Annotated in this window: 23 protein-coding genes; 20 read left to right on the top strand and 3 right to left on the bottom strand. The window is 62.1% G+C overall.

The genetic code is table 11. The features are described from left to right. From D8U60_RS03480 to D8U60_RS03560, 16 genes are all read left to right on the top strand, one after another. On the top strand, positions 1-747 hold the full coding sequence (locus tag D8U60_RS03480; protein ID WP_016774101.1) for a sugar transferase: 747 nt from the start codon (positions 1-3) through the stop codon (positions 745-747). Next, positions 747-1,394, top strand: a complete 648-nt coding sequence (locus D8U60_RS03485) for a CpsD/CapB family tyrosine-protein kinase (RefSeq protein WP_024012451.1) — start codon at positions 747-749, stop codon at positions 1,392-1,394. The genes D8U60_RS03480 and D8U60_RS03485 overlap by 1 nt, the downstream gene beginning before the upstream one ends. 21 nt (positions 1,395-1,415) lie before the next feature. Continuing rightward, on the top strand, positions 1,416-2,438 hold the full coding sequence (locus D8U60_RS03490; protein WP_041478599.1) for a polysaccharide biosynthesis/export family protein: 1,023 nt from the start codon (positions 1,416-1,418) through the stop codon (positions 2,436-2,438). Between the two features lie 16 nt (positions 2,439-2,454). After that, a complete protein-coding gene (locus D8U60_RS03495; protein ID WP_041478598.1) occupies positions 2,455-4,047 on the top strand; it encodes a Wzz/FepE/Etk N-terminal domain-containing protein in 1,593 nt (530 codons plus the stop codon). Continuing rightward, positions 4,044-5,135 (top strand): glycosyltransferase family 4 protein, encoded by a 1,092-nt coding sequence (locus D8U60_RS03500; protein ID WP_130899475.1) that lies wholly within the window; start codon positions 4,044-4,046, stop codon positions 5,133-5,135. Before D8U60_RS03495 ends, D8U60_RS03500 begins: the two co-directional genes overlap by 4 nt. Further along, positions 5,132-6,502, top strand: coding sequence for an O-antigen ligase family protein (locus D8U60_RS03505; RefSeq protein ID WP_130899476.1), 1,371 nt, complete (start codon positions 5,132-5,134; stop codon positions 6,500-6,502). Before D8U60_RS03500 ends, D8U60_RS03505 begins: the two co-directional genes overlap by 4 nt. Continuing rightward, the gene (locus D8U60_RS03510) at positions 6,499-7,467 is read left to right on the top strand and encodes a glycosyltransferase (protein WP_130899477.1); all 969 of its coding nucleotides are present in this window, start codon (positions 6,499-6,501) and stop codon (positions 7,465-7,467) included. The genes D8U60_RS03505 and D8U60_RS03510 overlap by 4 nt, the downstream gene beginning before the upstream one ends. Continuing rightward, positions 7,460-8,596: a glycosyltransferase family 2 protein gene (locus tag D8U60_RS03515; RefSeq protein WP_122700568.1), complete on the top strand. Its 1,137-nt coding sequence runs from the start codon at positions 7,460-7,462 to the stop codon at positions 8,594-8,596. The genes D8U60_RS03510 and D8U60_RS03515 overlap by 8 nt, the downstream gene beginning before the upstream one ends. Positions 8,597-8,609: 13 nt before the next feature. Then, entirely contained in the window at positions 8,610-9,611 is a 1,002-nt protein-coding gene (locus D8U60_RS03520) for a polysaccharide deacetylase family protein (RefSeq protein ID WP_122610239.1), read from the top strand. Then, on the top strand, positions 9,608-10,912 hold the full coding sequence (locus tag D8U60_RS03525) for an oligosaccharide flippase family protein (protein WP_130899478.1): 1,305 nt from the start codon (positions 9,608-9,610) through the stop codon (positions 10,910-10,912). Before D8U60_RS03520 ends, D8U60_RS03525 begins: the two co-directional genes overlap by 4 nt. Then, complete coding sequence (locus D8U60_RS03530; protein WP_130899479.1) at positions 10,909-12,828, top strand: hypothetical protein; 1,920 nt, start codon at positions 10,909-10,911, stop codon at positions 12,826-12,828. Before D8U60_RS03525 ends, D8U60_RS03530 begins: the two co-directional genes overlap by 4 nt. Positions 12,829-12,896: 68 nt before the next feature. Further along, complete coding sequence (locus D8U60_RS03535) at positions 12,897-13,586, top strand: hypothetical protein (RefSeq protein ID WP_064363960.1); 690 nt, start codon at positions 12,897-12,899, stop codon at positions 13,584-13,586. A 4-nt stretch (positions 13,587-13,590) separates the two neighbouring features. Beyond that, the gene (locus D8U60_RS03540) at positions 13,591-14,778 is read left to right on the top strand and encodes a GNAT family N-acetyltransferase (protein WP_130899480.1); all 1,188 of its coding nucleotides are present in this window, start codon (positions 13,591-13,593) and stop codon (positions 14,776-14,778) included. Further along, positions 14,750-15,541: a ChbG/HpnK family deacetylase gene (locus D8U60_RS03545; protein ID WP_122700564.1), complete on the top strand. Its 792-nt coding sequence runs from the start codon at positions 14,750-14,752 to the stop codon at positions 15,539-15,541. Before D8U60_RS03540 ends, D8U60_RS03545 begins: the two co-directional genes overlap by 29 nt. A gap of 57 nt (positions 15,542-15,598) precedes the next feature. Further along, positions 15,599-16,291 carry an N-acetyltransferase gene (locus D8U60_RS03550; protein ID WP_122700563.1) on the top strand — a complete coding sequence of 231 codons (693 nt, stop codon included), beginning with the start codon at positions 15,599-15,601 and terminating at the stop codon, positions 16,289-16,291. A 316-nt stretch (positions 16,292-16,607) separates the two neighbouring features. After that, positions 16,608-16,916, top strand: coding sequence for an addiction module antidote protein (locus D8U60_RS03560; RefSeq protein WP_071171759.1), 309 nt, complete (start codon positions 16,608-16,610; stop codon positions 16,914-16,916). Between the two features lie 127 nt (positions 16,917-17,043). Here the strand turns inward: D8U60_RS03560 and D8U60_RS03565 are convergent, their stop codons facing one another. Continuing rightward, positions 17,044-17,841 (bottom strand): class I SAM-dependent methyltransferase, encoded by a 798-nt coding sequence (locus D8U60_RS03565; RefSeq protein WP_130899482.1) that lies wholly within the window; start codon positions 17,839-17,841, stop codon positions 17,044-17,046. Between the two features lie 308 nt (positions 17,842-18,149). On the opposite strand from D8U60_RS03565, the gene D8U60_RS03570 reads away from it, so the two are divergent. Then, positions 18,150-18,341, top strand: coding sequence for a hypothetical protein (locus D8U60_RS03570; protein WP_038862015.1), 192 nt, complete (start codon positions 18,150-18,152; stop codon positions 18,339-18,341). After that, positions 18,331-18,600, top strand: coding sequence for a type II toxin-antitoxin system RelE/ParE family toxin (locus D8U60_RS03575; protein WP_130899483.1), 270 nt, complete (start codon positions 18,331-18,333; stop codon positions 18,598-18,600). Before D8U60_RS03570 ends, D8U60_RS03575 begins: the two co-directional genes overlap by 11 nt. A gap of 72 nt (positions 18,601-18,672) precedes the next feature. On the opposite strand, the gene D8U60_RS03580 is transcribed toward D8U60_RS03575, so the two are convergent. Further along, a complete protein-coding gene (locus D8U60_RS03580; RefSeq protein ID WP_024012435.1) occupies positions 18,673-19,572 on the bottom strand; it encodes a LysR family transcriptional regulator in 900 nt (299 codons plus the stop codon). 215 nt (positions 19,573-19,787) lie between these two features. Here D8U60_RS03580 and D8U60_RS03585 point away from each other — a divergent pair, with 215 nt between their 5' ends. Beyond that, positions 19,788-20,810 carry an alpha/beta hydrolase gene (locus tag D8U60_RS03585; protein WP_073474278.1) on the top strand — a complete coding sequence of 341 codons (1,023 nt, stop codon included), beginning with the start codon at positions 19,788-19,790 and terminating at the stop codon, positions 20,808-20,810. A gap of 108 nt (positions 20,811-20,918) precedes the next feature. Next, positions 20,919-22,346, top strand: a complete 1,428-nt coding sequence (locus tag D8U60_RS03590) for a mechanosensitive ion channel family protein (protein ID WP_073474277.1) — start codon at positions 20,919-20,921, stop codon at positions 22,344-22,346. A 43-nt stretch (positions 22,347-22,389) separates the two neighbouring features. Here the strand turns inward: D8U60_RS03590 and ycaC are convergent, their stop codons facing one another. Beyond that, entirely contained in the window at positions 22,390-23,013 is a 624-nt protein-coding gene (gene ycaC / locus D8U60_RS03595; RefSeq protein WP_016774080.1) for an isochorismate family cysteine hydrolase YcaC, read from the bottom strand. Positions 23,014-23,048 lie beyond the last annotated feature (35 nt).

Consider the following 23,048-nt stretch of genomic DNA (forward strand, 5'->3'; position numbering starts at 1 on the left):
ATGACTGGACATGAAAGAAGTGTGTCGATTGCACAGATGCGCCCTGACAAGCGCGTCGACCCGGAACATCGCATGCGCCTCGACGCGGCGATCCACCGTCAGGGTCGCGGCTGGCTCAGCGGCCGCGATGGTGGCCGCCCATGGCAGCTGTCGCGGACCAATCGGGTGGTCGCCTGCCTCGGTGCGCTGACGATTCTCGTGCTGATCTCGCCAGTGCTGCTGGGCCTGGCCCTGGCCATCAAGCTCACCAGCCCGGGGCCGGTGCTGTTCGTGCAGAAACGCACCGGTTATCGCGGGCGCAAGTTCGGCATGTTCAAGTTCCGCACCATGGTCAGCAACGCCGAAGAACTCAAAGAGTCGCTGCGCCACCTGAACAAGCACGGCGCAGACGCCATCGACTTCAAGATCGACAAAGACCCGCGCGTCACCGGCATCGGCAGTTTTCTGCGGCGCACCAGCCTCGATGAGCTGCCGAATCTGATCAACGTGGTGACCGGCGACATGCGCCTGGTCGGCCCTCGCCCGACCTCGTTCAACGCTTACCGCTACAAGGACAATCACCTCGCGCGTCTGGCGATCTACCCCGGCATGACCGGTCTGTGGCAGATCTCCGGACGCAGCAACATCGACTTCGACCAGCGCGTTGAGTTGGACCTCAGCTACATCGCCGAGCAGAGCCTTCTGCTTGATCTGAAGATTCTGTTGAAAACCCCCTTCAAAGTATTCAGCGGCCACGGAGCAAGCTAATGGACGGTTCAACCAATAAAAGCCTGAGCATCGCCAGCCCCAGCGAATCGAATCTGACTTCGACCGTGCTGGATCTCGACCTGCGCATTCTGTTCCTGACCGCCGCCAACCCCGGCGCCGGCACCACCACCAGCGCGCTGGCACTGGCCAGTCAACTGGCGCAGATGAGCAGCGGCCAGGTGCTGCTGGTCGATGCCAGCCAGTCGGCGAACAACCTCACCCAGCAGATGAACCTCGGCAAGGAGCGCGGCCTGCGCGACCTGCTGTTCAACCCGGGCAACCCGCCGCTGTTGCAGGACTGCGTGGTGCAGGTCTCGAGCCTGCCCTTCCATGTGCTGCCCAACGGCCGGCCGATCCGCACGCTGGAACACCTGACCGCCGAGCGCCTGAGCCCGTTGCTCGACCAGTTGGGCAGCCAGTACCGCTTTGTGGTGATCGACGGCGACGCGGTGTATTCCGCCGCCGACACCCTGGTCATCAGCACTCAGGTCGACGGCGTGGTGTTTGTCGTGCGCGCCGAAGACACCCGCTGGGAAGTCGCCCAGGCCGCTGTGCAACGCCTGACTCAGGCCGGGGCGAAAGTGGTCGGCAGCGTGTTCAACCGGCGCAAGTACTACATGCCCAAATGGCTTTACAAAAACCTGTAAGCGAACGCAAAGGATGACGCCATGAACGCCAGAATGCTTGTCCTGCTGTTGCTGCCGCTTGCGGGCTGCTCCAGCACTTCCGACACCCAGAACATGCCGGTGAATATTCTCACCGCTTCCCCGGCCAATGCCCAGGCGACCGATATGCCGAAGATCGAGCAGACCCTGCGCCCGCAGGATGTGCTGGACGTGATCTTCCATATCAGCACCAGCGGCTCGGACGCCTACCGCGTGCAATCGGGCGACCAGATCGGCCTGAATTTCACCGCCGCCAGCCAGCTCAACGGCAATCAACTGGTGCTGCCCGACGGCACCATCGAACTGCCAGGCGCCAACACCTCGGTGAAAATCGCCGGGCTGACCAGCGAAGAAGCCCGTCAGGAAATCCAGCGCGTCTATCAGCGCAAACAGCTGTTCCAGCCCAACCGCAATCAGCTCACCGTGCAGATCATCAGCCCCTTGAGCAACGAGCAGAACTTGAAAAGTGCGCTGAACCACCCGGCCACCGGTATGAGCCGCGAGATCACCGTAGGTACTGACGGCTACGCAAGTTTTCCGGAAATCGGCGCCGTGCCGCTGCAAGGCATGACCGTCAATCAACTGGAAACCTTCCTCAACAAAAAGTACGCGCAACTGCCGGGCCGGATGACTGTGGACGTGCTGCTCAAGTCCACCGCCGGCAACGAGATCTACGTGCTGGGTGAAGTCGCACAACCGGGCTCGTATCCGATACGCCGGCCGGTGTCGGTGCTCGAGGCGCTGACTCTGGCGCGCGGTACCAACGTCAAGGCGCGGCTGGATTCGGTGGTGATCATGCGGCGCAACGGCAATCAGGTGAAAGCGGTGCGCTACGACGTCGAAAAAGCCCTGTCCGGCGATGCCCCGCAAATCGCTTACCTGCAACCGGACGACATGCTCTACGTGCCAAAAACCAAACTGGCCAGCGCCGGCGAACTCGCCCGCCAACTGGCTGATGTGGTGCTGTTCCAGGGCGTCGGTTTCAGCTTCGGCTACCGCGTCGACAACAAAGACAGCGACAACTAACTCACAGGTGACCGACATGAACCCAAAGGAAAACTACCTGCATGAGTTCTTCAGGATTTTCTTCGCCAACAAGCAACTGGTGAAGCGCGTCTTCCTGACCTTTGCAGTCATCGCCCTGCTCCTGCCGCTGCTGCTCAAACAGAGCTTCGATATCACCGCGCAGGTCATCGTGCAGTCGAAAAAACTCTCTCAGGGTGACGCCACCACGTCGCTCACGGTGGACAACGCCACCTTCATTCCGCCGTCGCTGGCGGACATGGAAACCGAGAGCAATATCCTCCGTTCGCCAGCGCTGATCCGTCAGACCATCAGCGAACTGCGCGACAACGGTGAATACAGCCCGCCACCCGGGGTGTTCGCCAAGTTGCTTGGCGAACCGTTCAAGCGCTACGTCTCGACACCGCTGCGCGAGTACGTCATCAACCCGCTGCGCAACGGGCTCGGCATGGAAACCGATCCGGTGCGTGACACCACCCTCGACGCCCTGACCCAGCAAGCCGTCGACAGCCTGAAAATCGAGACCCTGCCCGGCTCCAACGTGATCTCGATCACCTACAGCTTCCCGGATCCGCAGCAAGGCACGACGTTTGTCAGCGCCCTGCTGCAGAACTATCTGGTCAGCCGTCAGGCGTTGCAATCGATCGACTTGCCGCAGTCGTTCTACGAGACCAAAAAACACCAGTATCAAGTGCGGCTCGATGGTCTGGAAGGTAACCGCCAAGCGCTGCTGGAAAATGTCGGCGCGGCAGATCCGAAGGAGGAAATCACCTTCCGCCTCAACGCCATCAACACTGAAGAACAGGCGCTGAACCTGTATCAGGACCGCCTGCTGCAAAGCCAACGCTGGCTCGAGTATCTGAAAACCGCGCTCGCCGCCGCCAGCAGCAGCAAGCTCAACGACTACACCTTCCCCTACACCTTCACCACCACCGTCGACAACGTGGCGTTCGAGGACCGGGAAATCAAACAGATGGGCGAGCAACTGACCAGCCAGGTCAGCCGTTACATGAACGATCTGGCGGTGTTCCAGCCCGGCAGCGAACCGATGCTGCTGACCCGCGAGCAGATCGCCCGCACCCGTCAGCAGTTTCTCAAAGTGGTGAGCAACCGCATCCAGGAACGCACCGCCGACCTGGCCGTGGTCAAGCAGGTGATCGAGCAGAAAACCGCACGCATCGCCGAGTTCAAGAACCGCATCCGCGACTTGCAGCAGACCCAGAGCAAACTGCGCCAGATGGACACCGAGATCGATGCGCTGCACGCAGCGTTCTCGACCTATGCCCAGCGCTTTGCCGAAAGCAGCACCACGCGCTCGCTCAACGATGACCTGTCCAACGCCCGGGTACTCAGCCCACCGTTCGAACCGACCGAGGCGGCGTTCCCAAAACCACTGCTGATCATTCCGTTCGGGCTGTTCACCGGTTTGCTGCTGGCAATCGCGTTCGTCTACGTGCGTGAGTTCTTCGATCACCGCTTCAAGCATCCGGCGCAAATCAGCCATGAGCTGGGCCTGCCGGTGCTGTTGGTGCTCAACGAAGAAACGTCGCAGCCGGGCAATCCGCACAAGAACTGGACCATGCCGAGCCTGGTGCACTGGGTGCGCAATTGAACGCGGTGTCCACCCCAATCGTCGCCCTGCCGATCATTCATTTGCTCAGCAGCGGCGGCTTCTACGGGGCCGAGCGGATGTTGCTGGATCATTGCCTGGCCACGCCGGGGCAGCACCAGGTGCTGTTCCTCGACGCGCCGCCAGAACTGATCGCGCGCTTTCGTGAAGCCGGGGTGGACGCTCGCGCTTGTGCCGGGCTCGGCGAATTGCTGCGGCACTTGCGTCAGCGCCGGGGCGACAAACCGTTGCTCAACACCCACAACTTCAAAGGGCTGCTGTTCGGCTGGGTCGGCGCCGCGCTGCTGCGCCTGCCGCTGGTGATCACCCAGCACGGCTTCACCCCGCGCAGTCGCAAGCAGAAGTTCTACACCTGGCTGAGCCTGCAACTGTGCCGCACGGCGTCGGTGAAACGGGTGGTTTGCGTGGCGCAAAGCATCGCCACGCTGCATCTGAAGGCCAGCGTGAGCGCGGAGAAGTTGCAGGTGATTCCCAACGGTTTGCCGGCAGCACCGGCAATGCAGCCGGTGGCGGAGCGGCAACGCTGGCTGGCCGGTTACGTCGGGCGGTTGAGCAGTGAAAAAGGCCCGGACCTGTTCCTCGATGCGCTGATTGCGTTGTGTCACCAGCATCCGCAACTGGACGCAGTGATGCTCGGCGACGGCCCGGAACGCGAGGCCTTGCAGGCGCGCATCGATGCTGCCGGGTTGCAGCAGCGGATTCGCCTGCCGGGCTACCAGACGGCGATGCAAGGCTGGTGGCAGCAACTCGATGCGTTGGTGATCAGCTCGCGCACCGAGGGCACGCCAATGATTCTGCTCGAAGCGATGCAGGCCGGCGTGCCGGTGGTGGCGTTCGCGGTCGGCGGTATTCCGGATGTCCTGCAGGATCGTCACAACGGCCTGCTCGCGGCGCCGACGGATACCGCCGCCCTCGCCCGCCAGCTCGACACCTTGCTGGCCGAACCGAAGCTGGCCGCGCAGTTGCGCGACAACGCCAGACGCACCCAACAGGAGCGCTACGACCTCAAGGCATTGGCCGAACGCTGGTCGCAGCTGTACATCCAAACGGCACGGGAGACACGCGCATGATTTTCCCGCTCTCGATCGTCAGTCTGTTCGCCCTGGTCAGCCTCGGTCTGCTGGCCAGTCCCTGGCCGTATCTGGCACCGGGGGCGGTTATTGGTCTGGTCGGTTTCACCGTTCTGTACCGCAAGCCGACCTGGGGCCTGCTCGGCATTGCCGCGCTGGTGCCGTTCGAAGGGTTCTTCAAGGACAGCTCGGTGTCGGGCAGCAAGTTGCTCGGCGCCTCGCTGGCAGTGATCGTGATGCTGCAATTGGCGCTGCACCAGATTCCGTCGCAGCGCCTGCGCAGCAATCTGTGGCACTGCCTGATCGGCTTCATGGTTCTGTATTTTCTCAGCTTGCTCAATACCGATGACATGGGCATGTCGCTGGGGCACCTGCGCGAGCTCAGCGTTGGTCTGGTGCTGTTTGTCATTACGTTGTTGATCGGCCGCGAACTGAACCTCGACCTGTTCGCCCGGCTGGTGACCCTCGCCGTCACCGCGACCTGCGCCATGGCGATGTTCTCGGCGAAGTTTCAGGATCAGGGCCGCGCCGCCGGCCTGCTCGAAGACCCCAACGCCTTCGCCATGCTGATCGCCTTCGCCATTCCTCTTGGACTGCTGCTGGTGATCCGCAGTCCGAACCTGCTGCACCGCTTGTTCTGGGGCGCTTGCTGCCTGCTGTTGCTCGGTGGCATGACCAAGACCGAATCGCGCTCAGGCCTGGTGGTATTGGCGTTGAGTCTGCTCATCGGCATCTGGCACTACCGCGCGCAACTGACCCACATCCGCCCACGGCACCTGGGTTTCGTCATGCTCGGTGCGGCCATCGTGATTCCGCTGGCGATCTACGCCATGCCGGCCGGTTACATGGCGCGGATCCAGTCATTGAGCATCCTCAGCGCCGGCTCCAAGGCGCAGGACGAATCCCTCGGCCGCCGTGCTTCCTACATCGTCGTCGGCAGCCAGATGATCCGCGAGCACCCGGTGCTCGGCTCCGGCCCCGGGACCTTCCCGCTGCATTACGCGACCACCGGTTACGCCAAGGCGTTTTCCGCCAACCGCAAGATCGGCGACCTGTACCGCCGCGCCCACAACACCTATCTGGAAATCTTCAGCGAACTGGGCGTGCCCGCCGGGCTGTTCTTCGTCGGCATGCTCGGGCTCGGTCTGTACAACCTGATCCGCGCGCGGGCGGCGTGGATGCTGCGCGGTGACGGATATCGGGCTGACATGATGACCCACCTGGGGGTGAGCTTTCTGTCGCTGACCCTGTTCCTGATGTTCCTCAGCGCGCCGAACCAGAAATACGTGTGGATCATGCTGGCGCTGACCAGCGTCCTGCGCATCAAGGCCGAGCAGGCGCCACTGACCCCGGAGACGCAGGCATGAAGCGGATCAGCATCATCATTCCGATGTACAACGAGGCGCGGCACATTGGCCGCACCCTGCTCGCTGCGCAGAAAGCCGCACACGCGGCCAATGTCGAGTGCGAGCTGATCGTGGTCGACAACGGCTCGACCGATCAGGGCCCGCAGATTGCCCGGCAGTTCGGCGCAACCGTGCTCAGTTTGCCGGGGCTGTTGATCGGCGCGCTGCGCAATCGCGGCACGGCGATCGCCAGCGGGGAATGGCTGGCCTTCATCGACGCCGACGTGGAAATGCCGGAAACCTGGTTGCAGCCCTTGTTCGACATCCAAGCCAGTGGCCAGGCCGATGTGTTCGGCTTGGATCTGCACACCCCGGCCGAAGCGCCATGGTTCGCCACGGCCTGGCAACGCCGCACCTCGCAGCCCTCGCACCGCGTCAGCCACAGCGTCGATTGGCTGCCCAGTTCCAACCTGCTGATGCGTCGCGACTGGTTCGACAAGGTCGGCGGTTTCAACGAGACCCTGCGCACCGGCGAAGACAAGGAATTCACCCTGCGCCTGCACGAACAGGGCGCGCGCCTGCTGTCGGTCAATGACAAGGTCGCGCTGCACTGGGGTTACGAAATGAACTGGCGCGAATGGATGGGCAAGGAAATGTGGCGTCAGGGCAGCCATCTGCAACTGCTGCGCACCCACGGCATGAGCCTGCGCCTGCTGCGCTTCCCGATGCTGTCGTTGTTCGTCTGGCTGCTGGACTTTCTGGCGATCTCGGCGCTGCTCGACGGTTTTCCGCACCACGCAGCGCTAATGGTGACGCTGACCCTGATGCCGGGGCTGGTACTGAGCGTTCGCCAGAGTCTCAAGCACCGTGATCCGCTCCTGACCCTGCAACTGTGGGGCCTGCACTGGCTGCGCCTGCACCTGGCCGGCGCGGCGTTCATTTTGAGTCTGTGTCAGTGGAACGCAAGGAGGCCTGCCCGTGGCTGAGTTCATTTTCTGGATGTGCCTGTTGCTGCCGGTCTATGCCTACATCGGCTACCCGCTTTTGCTGACGATTCTCGCGCCGCTGTTTCCGGCGTGGCGACACACGCCGGCGCCGCCGCTGAACGTCAGCATCGTCATCGCCGCACACAACGAGGCGCGGCATATCGAGCACAAGTTGCGCACGCTGCTGGCGCAGGATTATCAACCGGCGACGCTGCAGATCATTCTCGCCAGCGACGGCTCGACCGACGACACCGTGGCCTGCGCACACAAGGTGATTGATCCGCGCATCACCGTGCTCGACCTGCCGCGTCAGGGCAAAGCCGCCACGCTGAATGCCGGCGCTGCCCTGAGCAGCGGCGACATTCTGGTGTTCACCGATGCCGACAACCAATGGTCGCGCGACACCCTCGGCCACTTGCTCGCGCCGCTGAGCGATCCGCAGGTCGGCGCTTGCGCCGGGCACATGGTGATCCCGGTTACTGGTGGCGGCCTGAGCATCGGCGACAGCCTGTACCGGCATTACGAAGGCTGGCTGCGCCGGGTCGAGAACCGCACCGGTTGCATGGTCTCCGCTGACGGCGCCCTGCTCGCCCTGCGCCGCGAGTTGTTCCAGAACGTACCGGCCGAGGTCAACGACGATTTCTTCATCAGCACCTGCGCACCGGTGGCCGGCAAGCGCATCGTCTACGTGCCCGAAGCGCAGGTTATCGACCATGGCGTCGACGAAGCGGACAAGCAGTTTCGCCGTCGTCAGCGCGTCACCGTCGGCGGCCTGCAAAGCCTGGCCCAGCGCCGCGAGCTGCTCAATCCGCTCAAGCATGGCCTGTATTCACTGGCGTTGATCAGCCACAAACTGATCCGCCGCCTGGCGCCGGTTCTTCTTCTGCCATTGCTGCTGAGCAATTGCTGGCTGTGGGACGAGCACGGCTTCTATCGCCTGAGCCTGATCGCGCAACTGTTCGGCTACAGCGTGGCAATTGCCGGCCTGCTGGATGCGCAACACCGCTTGCCGAAACCGTTCCGCCTCGCCGCGTTTCTGCTGGTCACCCTCGCCGGGATGAGTCTCGGCCTGTGGCAGTTCCTGCGCGGTCAGCGGTATGCCCAGTGGAATCCGGAACAGAACCGTTAAGAGGACCGAAGCCATGGCGATCAAACAACTGATAAAAAGCACCAGTGGCTGGCTCTACCTCAACTCGCCGGTGGGCCGTCAGCAGTTGCAGGGCGCAGGGGTGATTCTGATGCTGCATCGCGTGCTGTCCAACGACCGCGCCGCCGACCTGCCGCACCGCAATGAACTGTGCGTCGGACCGAAAGCGTTCGAGCATTTGCTGGTGTGGCTGCGCAAGCATTTCGACTGCGTGCCGCTGATGGAAATTCTCCAGCCCAACGCCCTGCGCAGCGAGCGCCCACGGGTGGCGCTGACCTTTGACGATGGCTGGCGTGACAACGCCGTCAACGCCTTCGCGCTGCTGCAAAAACATCAGGTGCCGGCGAGCATTTTTCTCTCCACCGATTTCATCGGCAGCCGCCAGCGCTTCTGGTGGGAAAGCCTCGGCGAAACCCTTTGGGGCAGCCATGGCGATAAAGCACGCATGCACCTGATCGAATGCCTGCATGCGCGCAAGCATCCGCTGCCGGTGCTGCTTGATGACATCGATGTCGAGCGCCGCAGTCTGGCGCTGCTGCATTACCTGCAAGGGTTGAAAAGCCTGGCTCCGCAGGAACTGGAAGAGCTCACCGACGAATGCCCGAAGGACTCGCTGCCACAGGCACTGGACTGGCATCAGGTGCGGGCGATGGAAGCCTCCGGTCTGGTGCGGTTCGGCCCGCACGGCGCCAGCCACGCAATCCTCACCGGTCTCGATGATGCGCGCCTGAGCGAAGAAATCCGCCGCAGCCGCGACGCATTGAACAACGGCTGCAACCGACCTCTACCGGTGTATTGCTACCCCAACGGCGACAACGATGATCGCGTTCGCCAGCAGGTCGCCGATCACGATTACCCGTTTGCGCTGGGCACCGGCACCGGAATCTATCGCGGCGACGGCGATCCGCTGAACCTGCCGCGTTTCGGCGTCAGCCAGCGCACCGCGCGCCATCCGCAATTGCTGTCGTGGCGGATTTACCGGGGAGCGCGGCCATGAGCCGAGGCAACTACCTCAAGCATCTGGCGCTGAGCATGGGCACCAAACTGGCGATGATCGCCTTGCGTTTGCTGCGCAACGTGTTGCTCGCGCGGATTCTCGGCCCCAGCGAACGCGGCCTGTTCGCCCTGCTCAGCACCCTGCCTGACCTGATCAGCGCGGCCACCAGCGGCGGTCTGAATTCGGCGGTCGGTTATCAGGCAGCGAAGCAGCGGCCGATGGGTTTACTGCTCAGCCAGGTGCTGGTGTTCGGTTGTCTGCTGGCCGGTTTGCTGACTTTGCTGGTGGTGGCGCTGGTGCGCGAATTTGGCACGCAACTGGACGTGACCACGCAACTGGGCCTGCTCGCCTGGCTGTTGCTGCTGGCGGTGCCGTTGACCGTGTTGAAAAGCGGCCTGCTGACTCTGCACAACGCCTCGGGTGGCGTGGTCGCGTTCAACGTCTTGCGCCTGATCGAATCGCTGGCGCCGCTGTTGCTGTTCGTCGCACTGTTCTGGATGTGGCAGAGCGCGGCGCTGGAGGCAGCGCTGATCAGTTGGCTGGCCGGGATCAGTCTGGTGGTGCTCGCCGGTTGGGTCTGGCTGAAGCGGGCGCAGCCATTGCAGCTGCAATGGGATCGCGCCAGCCAGAAGGAGCTGCTGCGCTACAGCGCGCGCAGCCATCCCGATCTGCTGTTCCAGCAAGTGATTCTGCGCTCCGATTACCTGTTCATCGGCGCCCTGCTCGGCAGCACCGCGCTGGGCCATTACGCCATGGCCAGCGCTGCTGCCGAATTGCTGCTGATCGTTCCCGAAGCGGTGACCACACCGCTGATGAAACGCCTGCTGCAACAGGATGAAGGCATGGACAAGGTCACTCCGCTGGCGCTGCGCCTGACCGCGACGGTCATGCTTGGCGCCTGCCTGAGTATGGCCGTGATCGGCGAATGGTTGATCGTTACTCTGTTTGGCGCTGCCTATCAACCGGCGTACCCGGCGCTGCTGGCGTTGCTGCCGGGGCTGTTGGGTCTGTGCTACGCGAGCATTCTGCGCCTGGACTTGCTGGGCAAGAATCGCCCCGGTTCGGTGTCGTTGTTGATGGGCCTGGGCGCGCTGCTCAATCTGGCGCTGAACCTGGTGCTGATTCCGGCGTACGGCATCGTCGGCGCCGCCGCCGCCTCATCGATCGCCTATCTGGCGGTGACCGTGGCCATGCTGGTGCTGTATTGCCGTTTGAGCGCTGTGCCGTTCTGGCAAACCCTGATCATCCTGCCCCGCGACGTGCTGCCGATGTGGTCGATGCTGCAGAGGAAACCCGCATGAAAGGCTGGTACCTGCTGTTCGGTCTCGGCCTGTCGCTGGACGCTTTGGCGGCGTCGATGCGCTGGGGCGAGATTCGTGACGGCAGTCTGTTTCTGCAAACCGATCAGCCCGACAGCGTGACCGTGCGCTGGACCCCGGCGTGGCAAGCGGACGCCAACGAAGAGCAGCTGTACCTGCTCGACGGTCGCGGTAAATTGCTCGGCGAACGCTTGATCAAGGCCAGCGAAACCCGTGGCAGTCAGACCTGGCCGCTGCTGCCCGGCGCGGCGAGTTATCGACTGGAAATTCCCGGCTACAGCTTCCGCCACTACCGCATCGAACACGATGCGCGCACCGTCGCCCTGTTTGCCCCGGCCAAAGTGCACTTCAGTGCCGAAAGCAAAAATGGCGACGTGCTGTATTTCAAAGTTGCAGCCGGTGAGCGCGCAGTGCTCGCCGGCAAATTCCATGGCGGCGTCACCGCGTTGCAGGCGCAGCGGATCGGCGACCACCAGGCGCTGACCCTCGCCCTGAAGCCTTATCGCGCCTATTGGCAGTTCGATCAGATTGCATTGCCAGTCAGCCCCCGCGAGCAGGTCTGGCGTCTGCAACTGCAAGGCAGCGGCAAAGCGGCGTTCTGGCTCGACGGCACGGCCAATCTGTTTGCGCAGAATCCGCAGCAACTGCAACCGCTGCGCGAAGAGGTCGCAGAGGTGCGGCTGGTGCTGCATGACAAAGTCCTTGGGCGCACGCCGGATCTGGGCATCGCCCTGCCCTACGTGATGCCGCCAGCAGCCAGCCATGCGCTGCTCGATGCGCTGAAGCCGACGGCGGCGAGCTATTACAGTTTCGTCGACGTCACGGCGCAGAATCCACAGTTCGAGGACGCTTTCCGCCGGGTGTACCAGCAGCGTTTCGGCATCCGCAACGACATCACCCTGCTGGCCGGCAGTCAGCGCCAGGCCGATCTGCGCGCCGACGTGCAGAGCAACAGCGGCCTCGACGCCTGGCTGGCGAGCACCCGCGCCCTCGGCGGCAACGGCACGCATTACATCGGCTTTGCCGACGAACCCAATCTCAACTATTCCAGCTATGGGCAATATCAGGCGATTTTCACCAGCATGGCGCGTCAGGTGCGCAGCGACCCGGCCAACGCCCGCGCCGGTGTGCGCATCGCCATGCCGGCCAGCTCGCGACTGGTCAACGGCCCGTTCGCCGATAATGCGGCAGACAAGCGCGGAATCGATTGGGCACGGCGCCTGCTCAGCGAGTCAGCCGACCAGATCGATGCACTGGCCTGGCATGAATGGATGATTCGCGATCTGCTCGCCACCCGCGTATACCGCGACAGTGTGCGGCGCGCCGCCGCACTGGTCGGCCTCGACGCCAATGGTGAGCCGCGCAAGGCCTTGCTGCTCGATCAGACCAACCTGTCCAGCGGCTCCAGCCTCAGCCCCTACGATCAGGAAACCCACTACACCTCGCTGTGGTGGGCGTCGGTGGTGATCAATGCCTCGCAGGACGGCTTGCTGAGCATGCTCAACTGGTTTCAGGCCGCCGATGAGCCGCATTACCCCAAAGGCATGTTGCGCATATTGGGCGAGGATCGCTTCGAGCTGAAACCGGTCGGTCTGGCCCAGCAATTCATCGCCCGCCACTGGCTGCGCCAAGTGCTGCAACTGGATAACGACGCCTTCGAGGTGGATGTGCTGGCGATGGCCGGCGACGAGCAGCGCACGTTGCTCGGAGTGAACAAAGGGACGCGCCTGCAACGCGTCGATCTGAGCGGCGCCAGGTGCCCGCTGAACCATGGCGCCCTGCGTTACTTCGGCGCCGACAATCGCAGCCGCGACGCACCGTTTGCCTGCGACAACGGGCGCGTGCGTTTCGAACTGCCGGGACAAACCCTGTTTGCCCTGAGCTGGAGCGCTTCATGAGCCGCCCTTCGATGCTCTGCCGCGCGGGCTTGATGCCGCGCATGGCACCCTCATCAGGAGAAGAGACCATGGATGTTTTGCAAAAACTCAGCGGACATATTCGTCGTAAAGGCCTGCGAGCGACCTTGGGCAAGATCCGCAAACTGTACATTTTTTCCCATCAGCAACTGCTATGGATGGAGCGCGACCTGGTCAGCCCGGTGCCGCCGCACCGCCTCAAACCCTATCCGCCACTGCGCGTGGTCAGGATTACGGCGGACAACGCCAGCGCTTTCGCGCGTTACTTTGGCGACCGTGTCGGCACGATGGCCGAGCTGGCCAAAGAGGGCCACACCGGGCACATGCATGTCGACGAGCAAGGCGATGCCGTAGCGTTTATCTGGGGCACGCCGCGGGATTATTTCGACCGGCATTACTACGGCTGCCGGTTCCCGGTGAAACCCGGTGAGTTCTTCGAGTTCGGTGGCGAACTGGCCCGGGCCTACTGGGGTACAGAGCTGTCGGTGGACCTGCAATTGCGCCTGTGGGAAGCCATGGCCGCCCAGGGCTGCCGCAAAGTGGTCGATGTCTGTGAGTCGACCAACATCCCGGCGCTCAAGCTGCACCTGCGCATGAGCTATACCGAACAACAGCGGATCATGAATATCTACACGCTGTTCGGTCGCTGGCGCTTCTATCGCGAAACCCGCTACAGCGGTTCGCGCCTGGCGGCGCTGGGTAAAACTTCCCGTCCACCTGTCAACGCAACGGCGGCCTGAACCTATGGTGATGCGATTCGAATGGCGCACGTCCCTGTGCGCCGCCGACTTCCCGGCAACCGCGTATGAAACGCTGCGCCTGGGCGTGAGCGACCATACGCCGTTCAACAATCTCGGCTGGTTGTGCGCGGCCGAACAGGCTTTGGCCGAGGATCAGCACCTGCACATTCTGCTCGGTTGGGAAGCCGCAGAACTACGCCTGTGCCTGCCGCTGGTAGCCAGCCGCGAGCGCTTCGCCGGCGTGCCGTTTCGGGTCTTGCATCACTTGGGTTATCCGCTGGCTGATCGTCTGGCTTTGCTGTCGCTGCTCGGCGGCGAGGACATGCACGAGGCGCTGGTGCTGATTCGCCAGCGCCTGCCCCATGCGCTGTTGCAACTCAATGAATTGTCGGAGCCTGCGGGTGAAGAAAGTGCCGTCACCGCATGGATGGCGCGCAGTTCCACTGCCGAACGGCGCCTGAGCTGCCGGGTGCCGGTGCATCTGATCAGCGAAGCCGACCATCAGGAAGTCTCCGGCGACCCGCGCTACAAACTGCGCCGGGCTCGCAAACGGATCGCCGCGTGCGGTGCGCAGATCCGCCGGATCACTCCAGATGCGCTGAGCATGGCTGCCTTGTTGCAGACCATCAGCGAAGTCGAGGCGGTGAGCTGGAAAGGCGATGAAGGCGTCGGTATTTTCGCCACACCGCGCAGCCGCCAATGGATCGAACGCGCCTTCACCGCCCTCGCCGGCCAAGGCCTGGTGCGCGTGGTGATGCTCGAGCTGAACGGCCGCTGCATCAGCTATCGCCTCGGCCTGCTCGAACAGGGCCGGCTCTACGATTACAACCTCGCCTTCCTGCCGCAATACGCCGACCTTGGCAGTGGCCGGGTGTTGCTGGAGGAATGGATTCGCTGGGGCCTGGATGAGCACTGGCACTGGATCGATGCCTCGCGGGTCAGCCTGGAAAACTCCAGCCATCAACTGCACGAACGCATGACCGGGCAGCTGGAACACTGGCGCTGGAGTTTCTATTCGTGGCGCCCAAGTGGGCTGGCATTGGGTCTGGCGCTGCGCATCTGGTATCGCTGCAAGCCCGCCGTGCAGCAGTGGCGGGCCCGCCGTGCAAACAAAAAACCTGCAGCGCTGGTGCAACCTGTCGCAATCACTCCGGAGGGCGGCCATGCCTCGCCAAGTCATAGTCAACGCTGATGACTTCGGTCTCAGCGCCAACGAAAACGCAGTGATCTTCGCTGCCTTCCAGGCCGGCCTGATCAGCTCAGCCACGGCCATGGCCAACATGCCGGCGTTTGAAGCCGCCTGCACCATGGCTCGCCATCCGACGCTGCAAGGGCGGATCGGCCTGCACTTCAACCTGACCTACGGACGCCCTCTGAGCCAGGCGATCCTGGGGCGGCGGACCTTCTGCGATGGCAACGGCGTGTTCGACCTCAACCTGCCCCGCCACAGCCTGTGGCTGGGTCGCGCAGATCGTGACGCGGTGCGCGCCGAGTTGCAGGCGCAATGGCAACGCTGCGTCGATCACGACATGCGCCCGAGCCATATCGACTCGCACCAGCACGTACACAACATCTGGCCGATCGGCGAAATCGTCGCGAAGTTTGCCGCCGAGCAAGGCGTACCGATCCGGCTGGCGCGCAACCTCGGGCTCAACCTCACGCTGCCCAAGCGCCTATTCAAGGGTTTGCTCAATGGCCGTTTGCAGAGCCTGGCGCGGGTCACCGCCGACTACGTCTGCACCCCGGTGGACGTGCGCAATGCCAGCGTCCCCAGCGACGGCGTGCTGGAAATCGTCGCCCACCCGACCCGCCTCGGCGTCGATTTCGGTGATGCCTATCTCGACTCCGGCGAGTCGTTGAGCGAGGTACTCGAACAGGGTTTGAGGGGCGTCGCGCGAGTCTCGTATGCCGACCTCAATCGAGAAGAAACGCAGGGCGCTACGGCGCTCGAATGAATCACCGCTGTAACGACACTCACCACAACATCCGGGCCAAGACCCTGGAGGGGCATCATGAGCATCATCACCAAAGTGCAAGATCGCATCAGACACAAAGGCCTGAGCCGCACCGTCGGGACGTTGTGGAAACGCTACGTGTTCTTCCACTGGGAACTGCTGTGGATGGAGCGCGACCTGGTCAGCCCGGTGCCGCCACACAAACTGCGCCCGTATGAAGGCCTGCGCAAAGTCGACATCACCCCGGAGAACGCCGTGGCGTTCAGCAAACACTTCGGCGACCGAGTCGGCACCATGGCCGAACTGGCTGCCGAGGGCCACACCGGGCACATGTACCTGGACGCCGATGGCCACGCCGTGGGCTTTATCTGGGGCAGCATTCGCGACTACCACGACCGCCACTATTACGGCTGCACTTTCCCGGTCAAACCCGGCGAGTTCTTCGAATTCGGCGGCGAAATGATCCGCGCCTACTTCGGCAGCAGCCTGTCGGTGGACGTGCAGGTCGCGCTGTGGCAAGCGATGGCGGCGCAGGGTTGCACCAAGGTGGTCGACGTCTGTGAAACCCACAACATCCCGGCGCTTAAACTGCATATCCGCATGGGTTATCAGGAACAAGGTCGGGTGACCCACGTCTACTGCCTGTTCGGCCGCTGGAAATTCTTCCGCGAAACCCGCTATGAAGGCTCACGCCTGGATCCGCTGCGCAAACCGGGCCGGCCGGTGGTAAGTGCCGCGGCGCAAGCGTGATCCGGTCTTGTGAAATGTGGCGGTCGCAAGGCCGCCATCGCGAGCAGGCTCGCTCCGACACTGGATAGTCGCCGTACGCGAAACCAATGTGGGAGCGAGCCTGCTCGCGAAGAGGCCAGTAGCTGCACCCGCAGCTCTCACAAGCGATTGGCTGGTTGCCTACAAACTGTGACGACACTTCCAACATTCGGGAAAGACTTGGCCGACTGTTTATCTTTATCCACTTGGATAGAGTCAAGCACGACATCGGGCGCGACAAATCCTCACAAAGCGCAGACATCCGACGCGCACAAAAAATGGCAAAGGAGGTTTAACCATGAGCCAGACTTTGACGAATTTCGACATGGTCGCGCTGCTCGACAGTGATGAAGCCATCAGTGAGTATCTGTCACAGGTGCTTGCAGACGGAGACAGCGAAGAATTCCTTCGCGCAATCGGCTACGTGTTAAAGGCGCGAGGAATGACGCAGATCGCCAAGGATTCAGGCATGGGTCGTGAAAGTTTGTACAAGGCTTTTGCTCCCGGAGCGAAGCCGCGCTTTGACACAGTGTTGAAGGTGATTCATGCGTTGGGCATTGATCTTTATGCGCAGCCGGGGCACGTACTCAATCGCGCCGTTACCTGAATTTTGTAGCGGTCGCAAGGCCGCCATCGCGAGCAGCCTCGCTCCTACACTGGATAGTCGCCGTACGCGAAACCAATGTGGGAGCGAGCCTGCTCGCGAAGAGGCCAGCCGTCGCAAAAAAAGGTTCTCAGGCCTTGCTCGCCACCAGGCTAAAGCACATCGGCAGCTGCGCCTGCTGGTTCAGGTAGCAGTCATACACCTCTTCCCGGTTCGAATGCGCATATTCCTGAAAATCCACAATGCTCAGCCCCGCTCCAATGGCGCCGCTGAAGATCGCGCCCAGCGTATGCACGAACCAGTACGACTTCGCCGCCGGCTGCTCGACCTTGCCGACATACACAATCGGTTCTTCCTGCACAAACGGCTCGACACGGAAATACGAGCTGGCGAGGCGGAAAGGATCTTCAGCCTGCGGATCAACCATTTCCAGAAACGGATGGGTTTCGTAGATGACCAGCTTGCCGCCCGGCTTCAGCACCTGCGCGACATGACGGAAGAATTCGCCGATGTCAGGCATCCAGTTGAGTACACCAATGGTAATCAGGGCTACGTCGAAGCGGTTATGCAGCGATGCGGGCAGATGGTGGATGTCGCTCTCGACGAATTCGGCAGTATGCGGCGAGCGGCTGTTGAGCTCGCGGGCCTGCTCAAGAAACGCTGCGGATTGATCGACGCCGACGACACTGCGGGCACCCAGCGCAAACAGTGACAGGCTCTCCCGACCGTTATTGCAGCCCAGTTGAATCACGTCTTTGCCGTCGACGTCCAGCAAGCCGCGCGAGGTGTCATCAAGGCAGCAAAACTCCGCCTGCGCGACATCGTTGAGCAATGCCTGCCAGTCCGGCGAATCCTGATGATGACGGGCGGAATCGTTCCACGCCTGTCGATTACTTTCGATGGCGGTTTTGGGGTTGGGCACTTCCATGGCGCTACTCCGGGTGAGGCTCGTGATTGAGCGGCGTGAGTCTAGAACAGACCCGGGGTGGCGGTTGTTCCAATGTTGTAATCACACTGCGCAGTCCTCTTCAGCGAGTCCTACAGAAAAAGGAAGGAACTCGGGAAACCCCAACCGTTTTCCTACATCTTCCGTCGGTTGGCCGTCGGAAGCGCTCAGTCTAGGATTTGTCGAACTACAAGTACTCATGGAGCTCGACCAAGATGCAGTTCATCCAGACAACGACGACAGCAATCCCTGTACCGAATAGACTGCCAGGTATTGATCCCGGAGGCACAATGGACGGCAAAATCTTTCCCGACGATTCAGGGTTTGAAAACGACGAGCAGGCTGCCAGTCATGATCGCTGGTTGCGAGCCAAGGTGCAGGCGTCCAGAGATGATCCCCATCCGAGTCTCCCCCATGAGGACGTGATGGCGGACATGCATGCCTTGATCGAATCCATGCGAAAAAAGGCCGATGCAGATTGAGTGGCGGCCCGAAGCCAAGGCCGATCTTTCGAACATCCTCAGATACATTGGCGAGAGAAACTTTGCAGCCGCAGTGAGTCTCTCGAAATCCATCGAAGAATCCACAACCTCACTCTCCGTTCATCCCCATCTCTACCGTAAAGATCGATCTCCCGGCACCCGGGAAATCGTTGTACATCCTAACTACGTAGTGATTTATGAGGTGACGGATCGAATCGAGATACTTAGCGTTTTGCATACCCGACAGGAATATCCATAAAGACATCGCAGGAAAAAACGGTGTGACGTTCGCCCGATCGATAACACGCCGTTTGCCCAGCAGGAACCACTATCAAAGATTCACATGACTCTGGTTAAGCCGCTCACGCAAAAACTCCACCAGCGCCTGCACCGGCCGCGAAGCCTGGCGATGCTGCGGATAAACCGCCGACAGGGTCAGTGGCTCCGGGCGTAAATCATCCAGCACTGGCACCAGCCGCCCGTCCTTTAGCGCCGCGCCGACGATGAAGGTCGGCAGATAAGTGATTCCCATCCCCTGCACCGCGGCGTCCCGCAGCAGTTCGCCGTTGTTGACGCGCATGCGCCCGGTGACGTTGATCAGTAGCGGTTTGCCCGGCGCTTCGTTGAAGCGCCATTGCACCGAGCGCCCGTGGCCGTAAGGCAGGCAGTCGTGGCTGTGGAGGTCTTCGGGTTTGAGTGGTGTGCCGCGTTCGGCGAGGTAGGCCGGGCTGGCGCAGTAGACCCGTTCGATGCTGGCGATGCGCCGGGCGATCAGTGTCGAGTCTTCCAGCACGCCGATGCGCAGGGCCAGGTCGTAACCTTCGCCGAGCAGGTCGACCGGGCGATCGCTTAAATCGACCTCGACGGTGACTTCGCGATAACGCTGCAGGAACAACGGCAGCAGACAACCCAGATGCGCCACCGCGAACGACAGCGGCGCGCTGAGGCGAATCGTGCCGCGCGGCTCGGCGGTTTCGCCGGCGATGCCCTGCTCGACCTGCTCGACTTCTCCGAGCAAACGCAACGCCGATTCGTAATAGCTCTGCCCCAGCGGGGTGACGTCGAGGCGGCGGGTCGAGCGGTTCAACAAGCGCACACCGAGGCGCTCTTCCAGTTGCATCAAACGGCGGCTGACGAACTGCTTGGACAGCCCCAACTGATCGGCCGCAGCGGTGAAGCTGCCGGAGTCCATGACCTGGCAAAAAATACGCATGTCTTCGAACGGGTTCATTGTCACTCTCTGGTGGACAGTTAAACGCTTTATAGCCGCTTTTTCGCTTTTCAGCAGCCCATTAATCTGTGCTCACGGTTTGAAAACAACCCTGAACACAAAGAGCTGCCGAAGGCAGCCATCTGATCGTTGGGACGCGGAGCGTCCCCGGCTGCATTCCCACGCAGAGCGTGGGAACGATCAGAAAATCAAAATCATTCAAAAGGATTTCCACCATGAACATCGTCAAGAAAACCCTCGCCGCGTCCCTCCTCGCCCTCTCCGTCAGCAGCGCTTTCGCCGCTGGCAGCCCTGGCGTCGAACACAACACCCAAGCGTTCCTCGATGCCCTCGCCGCTGGCGGTGGTCGTCCGCTGGAGCAACTGAGCCCGAAAGACGCCCGTGCGGTGCTGACCGGTGCGCAGGCTTCGGTGAAGGTTGATCTGTCCGGTGTGGAAGTCAGCGACAAGGCGATCAAGGTCGATGGCCAGACCCTCAACCTGAAAGTGGTGCGCCCGGCCAAGGTGAAAGGCGAGTTGCCGGCGTTCATGTTCTTCCACGGTGGCGGCTGGGTACTGGGCGATTTCCCGACGCACCAGCGCCTGATCCGTGATCTGGTGGTCGGCTCGGGCGCTGTTGCGGTGTATGTCGATTACACGCCATCGCCGGAAGCGCAGTACCCGACCGCGATCAACCAGGCGTACGCCGCGACGAAATGGGTGGCCGAGCACGGCAAGGACATCGGTGTCGATGGCAAGCGTCTGGCGGTGGCCGGCAACAGCGTCGGCGGCAACATGGCAGCGGTCGTGGCGTTGATGGCCAAGGAGCAGAAAACCCCTGCCCTGCGCTTCCAGCTGTTGATGTGGCCGGTGACCAATGCGCAGTTCGACGACGGTTCGTACCAGCAATTTGCCGAGGGCCATTTCCTCACCAAGGGCATGATGCAGTGGTTCTGGGACAACTACACCACCAACCCGGCCGAGCGTGCGCAGATCCATGCCTCGCCGCTCAACGCCAGCAGCGAACAGCTCAAGGGCCTGCCCGCTGCGCTGGTGCAGACCGCCGAGTTCGACGTGCTGCGTGATGAAGGTGAAGGCTATGCGCGGCACCTGGATGCGGCCGGAGTGCCGGTGACCTCGGTGCGTTACAACGGGATGATTCATGACTTCGGCCTGCTCAATCCGCTGAGCCAGATTCCGGAAGTCAAAGCAGCGGTGCGTCAAGCGGCGGCTGAACTGAAGACTCATCTGAATCCATAAAAGCGAAAGATCGCAGCCTGCGGCAGCGCCTACCCTGGAATACGATTCCCTGTAGGAACTGCCGCAGGCTGCGATCTTTTTTCTCACCAGCGTCGCGGAGTACCGGTCATGACTCTTTTCTACGCCCACCTGCTGTCCTGGAGCGCCGTCCTGCTCCTGCTCGACGCCGCACTCTGGCACTTCTCGCCCTTCAGCCACCGCGCGCCGCGAGTCGGCGTGCGTCTGGCGCTGTTTCTGGCGTTCAGCGCGCTGGTGATCAATGCCGGTGTCAGCCCGTTGCAGGCTCCGCTGTTCGCTGATGATCGCGTGGCACAACTGGGGGCGACGGCGCTGGGGATTCTCTGGTGGTTGTACGCAGCACGGGTGCTGACCGAAGTGATCGGCCTGGCGCTGATGCGCCGCATCGGTCACAGCGGACGCTTGTTGCAGGATGTCATCGGCGCGCTGGTGTTTCTGGTCGCCATTGTTGCGGCAGCCGGTTACGTGCTGGAGCTGCCAGTCAAAGGTCTGCTGGCCACTTCCGGGGTGGTCGCCATCGTGGTCGGTCTGGCGCTGCAAAGCACCCTCGCCGACGTGTTCTCCGGCATCGTCCTCAACACCACCAAGCCGTATCAGGTGGACGATCTGGTGATGATCGACGGCGTCGAAGGCAAGGTCTTCGATATCGACTGGCGCGCCACGCACCTGCTGACCAGCGCCGGCACCATGGCCGTCGTACCGAACTCGGTGGCGGCCAAGGCGAAAATCGTCAACCTCAGCCGGCCGAGCAACATGCACGGCGTCTCGATCAGTATCAAGGTGCCGAACCACATTCGCCCGCGGCGGGTATTGGATGCCCTTGATCGTACCTTGCAGGGCAGCAGTTCGCTGCTGCTCAGCCCGGCGCCGAAAGCCGTGCTCAAAGAGGCCGGCGAAACCATGTCGGAATACGTTGCCAGCGGTTTCATCGCTGAGCTGGGCAAGAAGAGCGAAGTGCGCAATCAACTGTTCGACCTCGCCCACCGCCATCTCGAAGCGGCGGGTATTTCGCGCCATCCCGACGGCGTGATCGAACCGTCGAGCCGCGCCCGTGCGTTGCTGGACGAGGTGAAGATTTTCCGTTCGCTGAGCAGTGAAGAACGCGATCGCCTCGCTGAGTCGATGGTCGCGCAGCAGTACACGGCCGGTCAGGTGGTGCTGGATCTGGACGAGGTGCCGGACAGTCTGTTCGTGATCGCCACGGGCGTGGTCAGCGCGACGGTGCCGGACGGCAATGGCCAGACCGAGGCCGGGCGCATGGGGCCGAGCGAAGTCATGGGTGAGCAGAGCATTCTTGCCGATACACCGTCGCAGGCGACGTTCACGGCGCTGACGTCGAGCATCATCTATCGTCTCGACAAACAGTTGACCCGTGAGTGCATGGACAAGCGCAGCGAAGTCGGCCGGGCCTTGAACAAGTTGCAGGCGGTGCGTCAGCAGAACAGTCGCCTCGCGTTGATGGCCAAACCGGTGGCGGTGAAAAAAGGTGGTTTTTTGGGGTGGTTGCAGAAGCGTTGAAAGCAAAAGATCGCAGCCTGCAACAGGCTGCGATCTTTTTGTCTTACTTGGCAGTGAACTTGGTGTAGCTGTTGATCAGGTTGCGATAGTTAGGCAGACGCTCGGACAGCAGATGCGCCAGGCCTTCCATGTCGTTGCGCCAGTCGCCTTGCAGCTCGCAAGCCACAGCGAACCAGTTCATCAGGTGTGCACCGGCGGCGGACATCCGCGCCCACGCCGCTTGTTGCACGGTGGTGTTGAAAGTACCCGACGAGTCGGTGACGACGAACACTTCGAAGCCTTCAGCGATCGCCGACAGGGTCGGGAAAGCTACGCAAACGTCGGTCACTACACCGGCGATGATCAGTTGCTTGCGGCCGGTGGCCTTGATCGCTTTGACGAAGTCTTCGTTGTCCCAGGCGTTGATCTGGCCTGGACGCTGAATGAACGGCGCGTCGGGGAATTGCTCGAGCAGCTCAGGCACGATCGGGCCGTTTGGACCTGCGTCGAAGCTGGTGGTCAGAATGGTCGGCAGCTTGAAGAACTTGGCGATGTCGCCCAGTGCCAGCACGTTGTTCTTGAACTCGTTCGGCGAGAAATCCTGCACCAGCGAGATCAGACCGGTCTGGTGGTCGACCAGCAGGACGACGGCATCATCTTTGTTCAGACGCTTGTAAGGAACGCTCATGGCAAAACTCCTGGATGGATGGTTGTTGCGGGAAG

Source organism: Pseudomonas sp. Sample_11, assembly GCF_004307505.1.
Lineage (GTDB): Bacteria > Pseudomonadota > Gammaproteobacteria > Pseudomonadales > Pseudomonadaceae > Aquipseudomonas > Aquipseudomonas atacamensis.

What these genes read in the sequence shown, in the direction of transcription:
- D8U60_RS03480 (WP_016774101.1), top strand. Translation starts at nt 1, where the DNA reads ATGACTGGACATGAAAGAAGTGTGTCGATTGCACAGATGCGCCCTGAC.
- D8U60_RS03485 (WP_024012451.1), top strand. Translation starts at nt 747, where the DNA reads ATGGACGGTTCAACCAATAAAAGCCTGAGCATCGCCAGCCCCAGCGAA.
- D8U60_RS03490 (WP_041478599.1), top strand. Translation starts at nt 1,416, where the DNA reads ATGAACGCCAGAATGCTTGTCCTGCTGTTGCTGCCGCTTGCGGGCTGC.
- D8U60_RS03495 (WP_041478598.1), top strand. Translation starts at nt 2,455, where the DNA reads ATGAACCCAAAGGAAAACTACCTGCATGAGTTCTTCAGGATTTTCTTC.
- D8U60_RS03505 (WP_130899476.1), top strand. Translation starts at nt 5,132, where the DNA reads ATGATTTTCCCGCTCTCGATCGTCAGTCTGTTCGCCCTGGTCAGCCTC.
- D8U60_RS03510 (WP_130899477.1), top strand. Translation starts at nt 6,499, where the DNA reads ATGAAGCGGATCAGCATCATCATTCCGATGTACAACGAGGCGCGGCAC.
- D8U60_RS03520 (WP_122610239.1), top strand. Translation starts at nt 8,610, where the DNA reads ATGGCGATCAAACAACTGATAAAAAGCACCAGTGGCTGGCTCTACCTC.
- D8U60_RS03525 (WP_130899478.1), top strand. Translation starts at nt 9,608, where the DNA reads ATGAGCCGAGGCAACTACCTCAAGCATCTGGCGCTGAGCATGGGCACC.
- D8U60_RS03530 (WP_130899479.1), top strand. Translation starts at nt 10,909, where the DNA reads ATGAAAGGCTGGTACCTGCTGTTCGGTCTCGGCCTGTCGCTGGACGCT.
- D8U60_RS03535 (WP_064363960.1), top strand. Translation starts at nt 12,897, where the DNA reads ATGGATGTTTTGCAAAAACTCAGCGGACATATTCGTCGTAAAGGCCTG.
- D8U60_RS03540 (WP_130899480.1), top strand. Translation starts at nt 13,591, where the DNA reads ATGGTGATGCGATTCGAATGGCGCACGTCCCTGTGCGCCGCCGACTTC.
- D8U60_RS03545 (WP_122700564.1), top strand. Translation starts at nt 14,750, where the DNA reads ATGCCTCGCCAAGTCATAGTCAACGCTGATGACTTCGGTCTCAGCGCC.
- D8U60_RS03550 (WP_122700563.1), top strand. Translation starts at nt 15,599, where the DNA reads ATGAGCATCATCACCAAAGTGCAAGATCGCATCAGACACAAAGGCCTG.
- D8U60_RS03560 (WP_071171759.1), top strand. Translation starts at nt 16,608, where the DNA reads ATGAGCCAGACTTTGACGAATTTCGACATGGTCGCGCTGCTCGACAGT.
- D8U60_RS03565 (WP_130899482.1), bottom strand. Translation starts at nt 17,841, where the DNA reads ATGGAAGTGCCCAACCCCAAAACCGCCATCGAAAGTAATCGACAGGCG.
- D8U60_RS03570 (WP_038862015.1), top strand. Translation starts at nt 18,150, where the DNA reads ATGGACGGCAAAATCTTTCCCGACGATTCAGGGTTTGAAAACGACGAG.
- D8U60_RS03575 (WP_130899483.1), top strand. Translation starts at nt 18,331, where the DNA reads ATGCAGATTGAGTGGCGGCCCGAAGCCAAGGCCGATCTTTCGAACATC.
- D8U60_RS03580 (WP_024012435.1), bottom strand. Translation starts at nt 19,572, where the DNA reads ATGAACCCGTTCGAAGACATGCGTATTTTTTGCCAGGTCATGGACTCC.
- D8U60_RS03585 (WP_073474278.1), top strand. Translation starts at nt 19,788, where the DNA reads ATGAACATCGTCAAGAAAACCCTCGCCGCGTCCCTCCTCGCCCTCTCC.
- D8U60_RS03590 (WP_073474277.1), top strand. Translation starts at nt 20,919, where the DNA reads ATGACTCTTTTCTACGCCCACCTGCTGTCCTGGAGCGCCGTCCTGCTC.
- ycaC (WP_016774080.1), bottom strand. Translation starts at nt 23,013, where the DNA reads ATGAGCGTTCCTTACAAGCGTCTGAACAAAGATGATGCCGTCGTCCTG.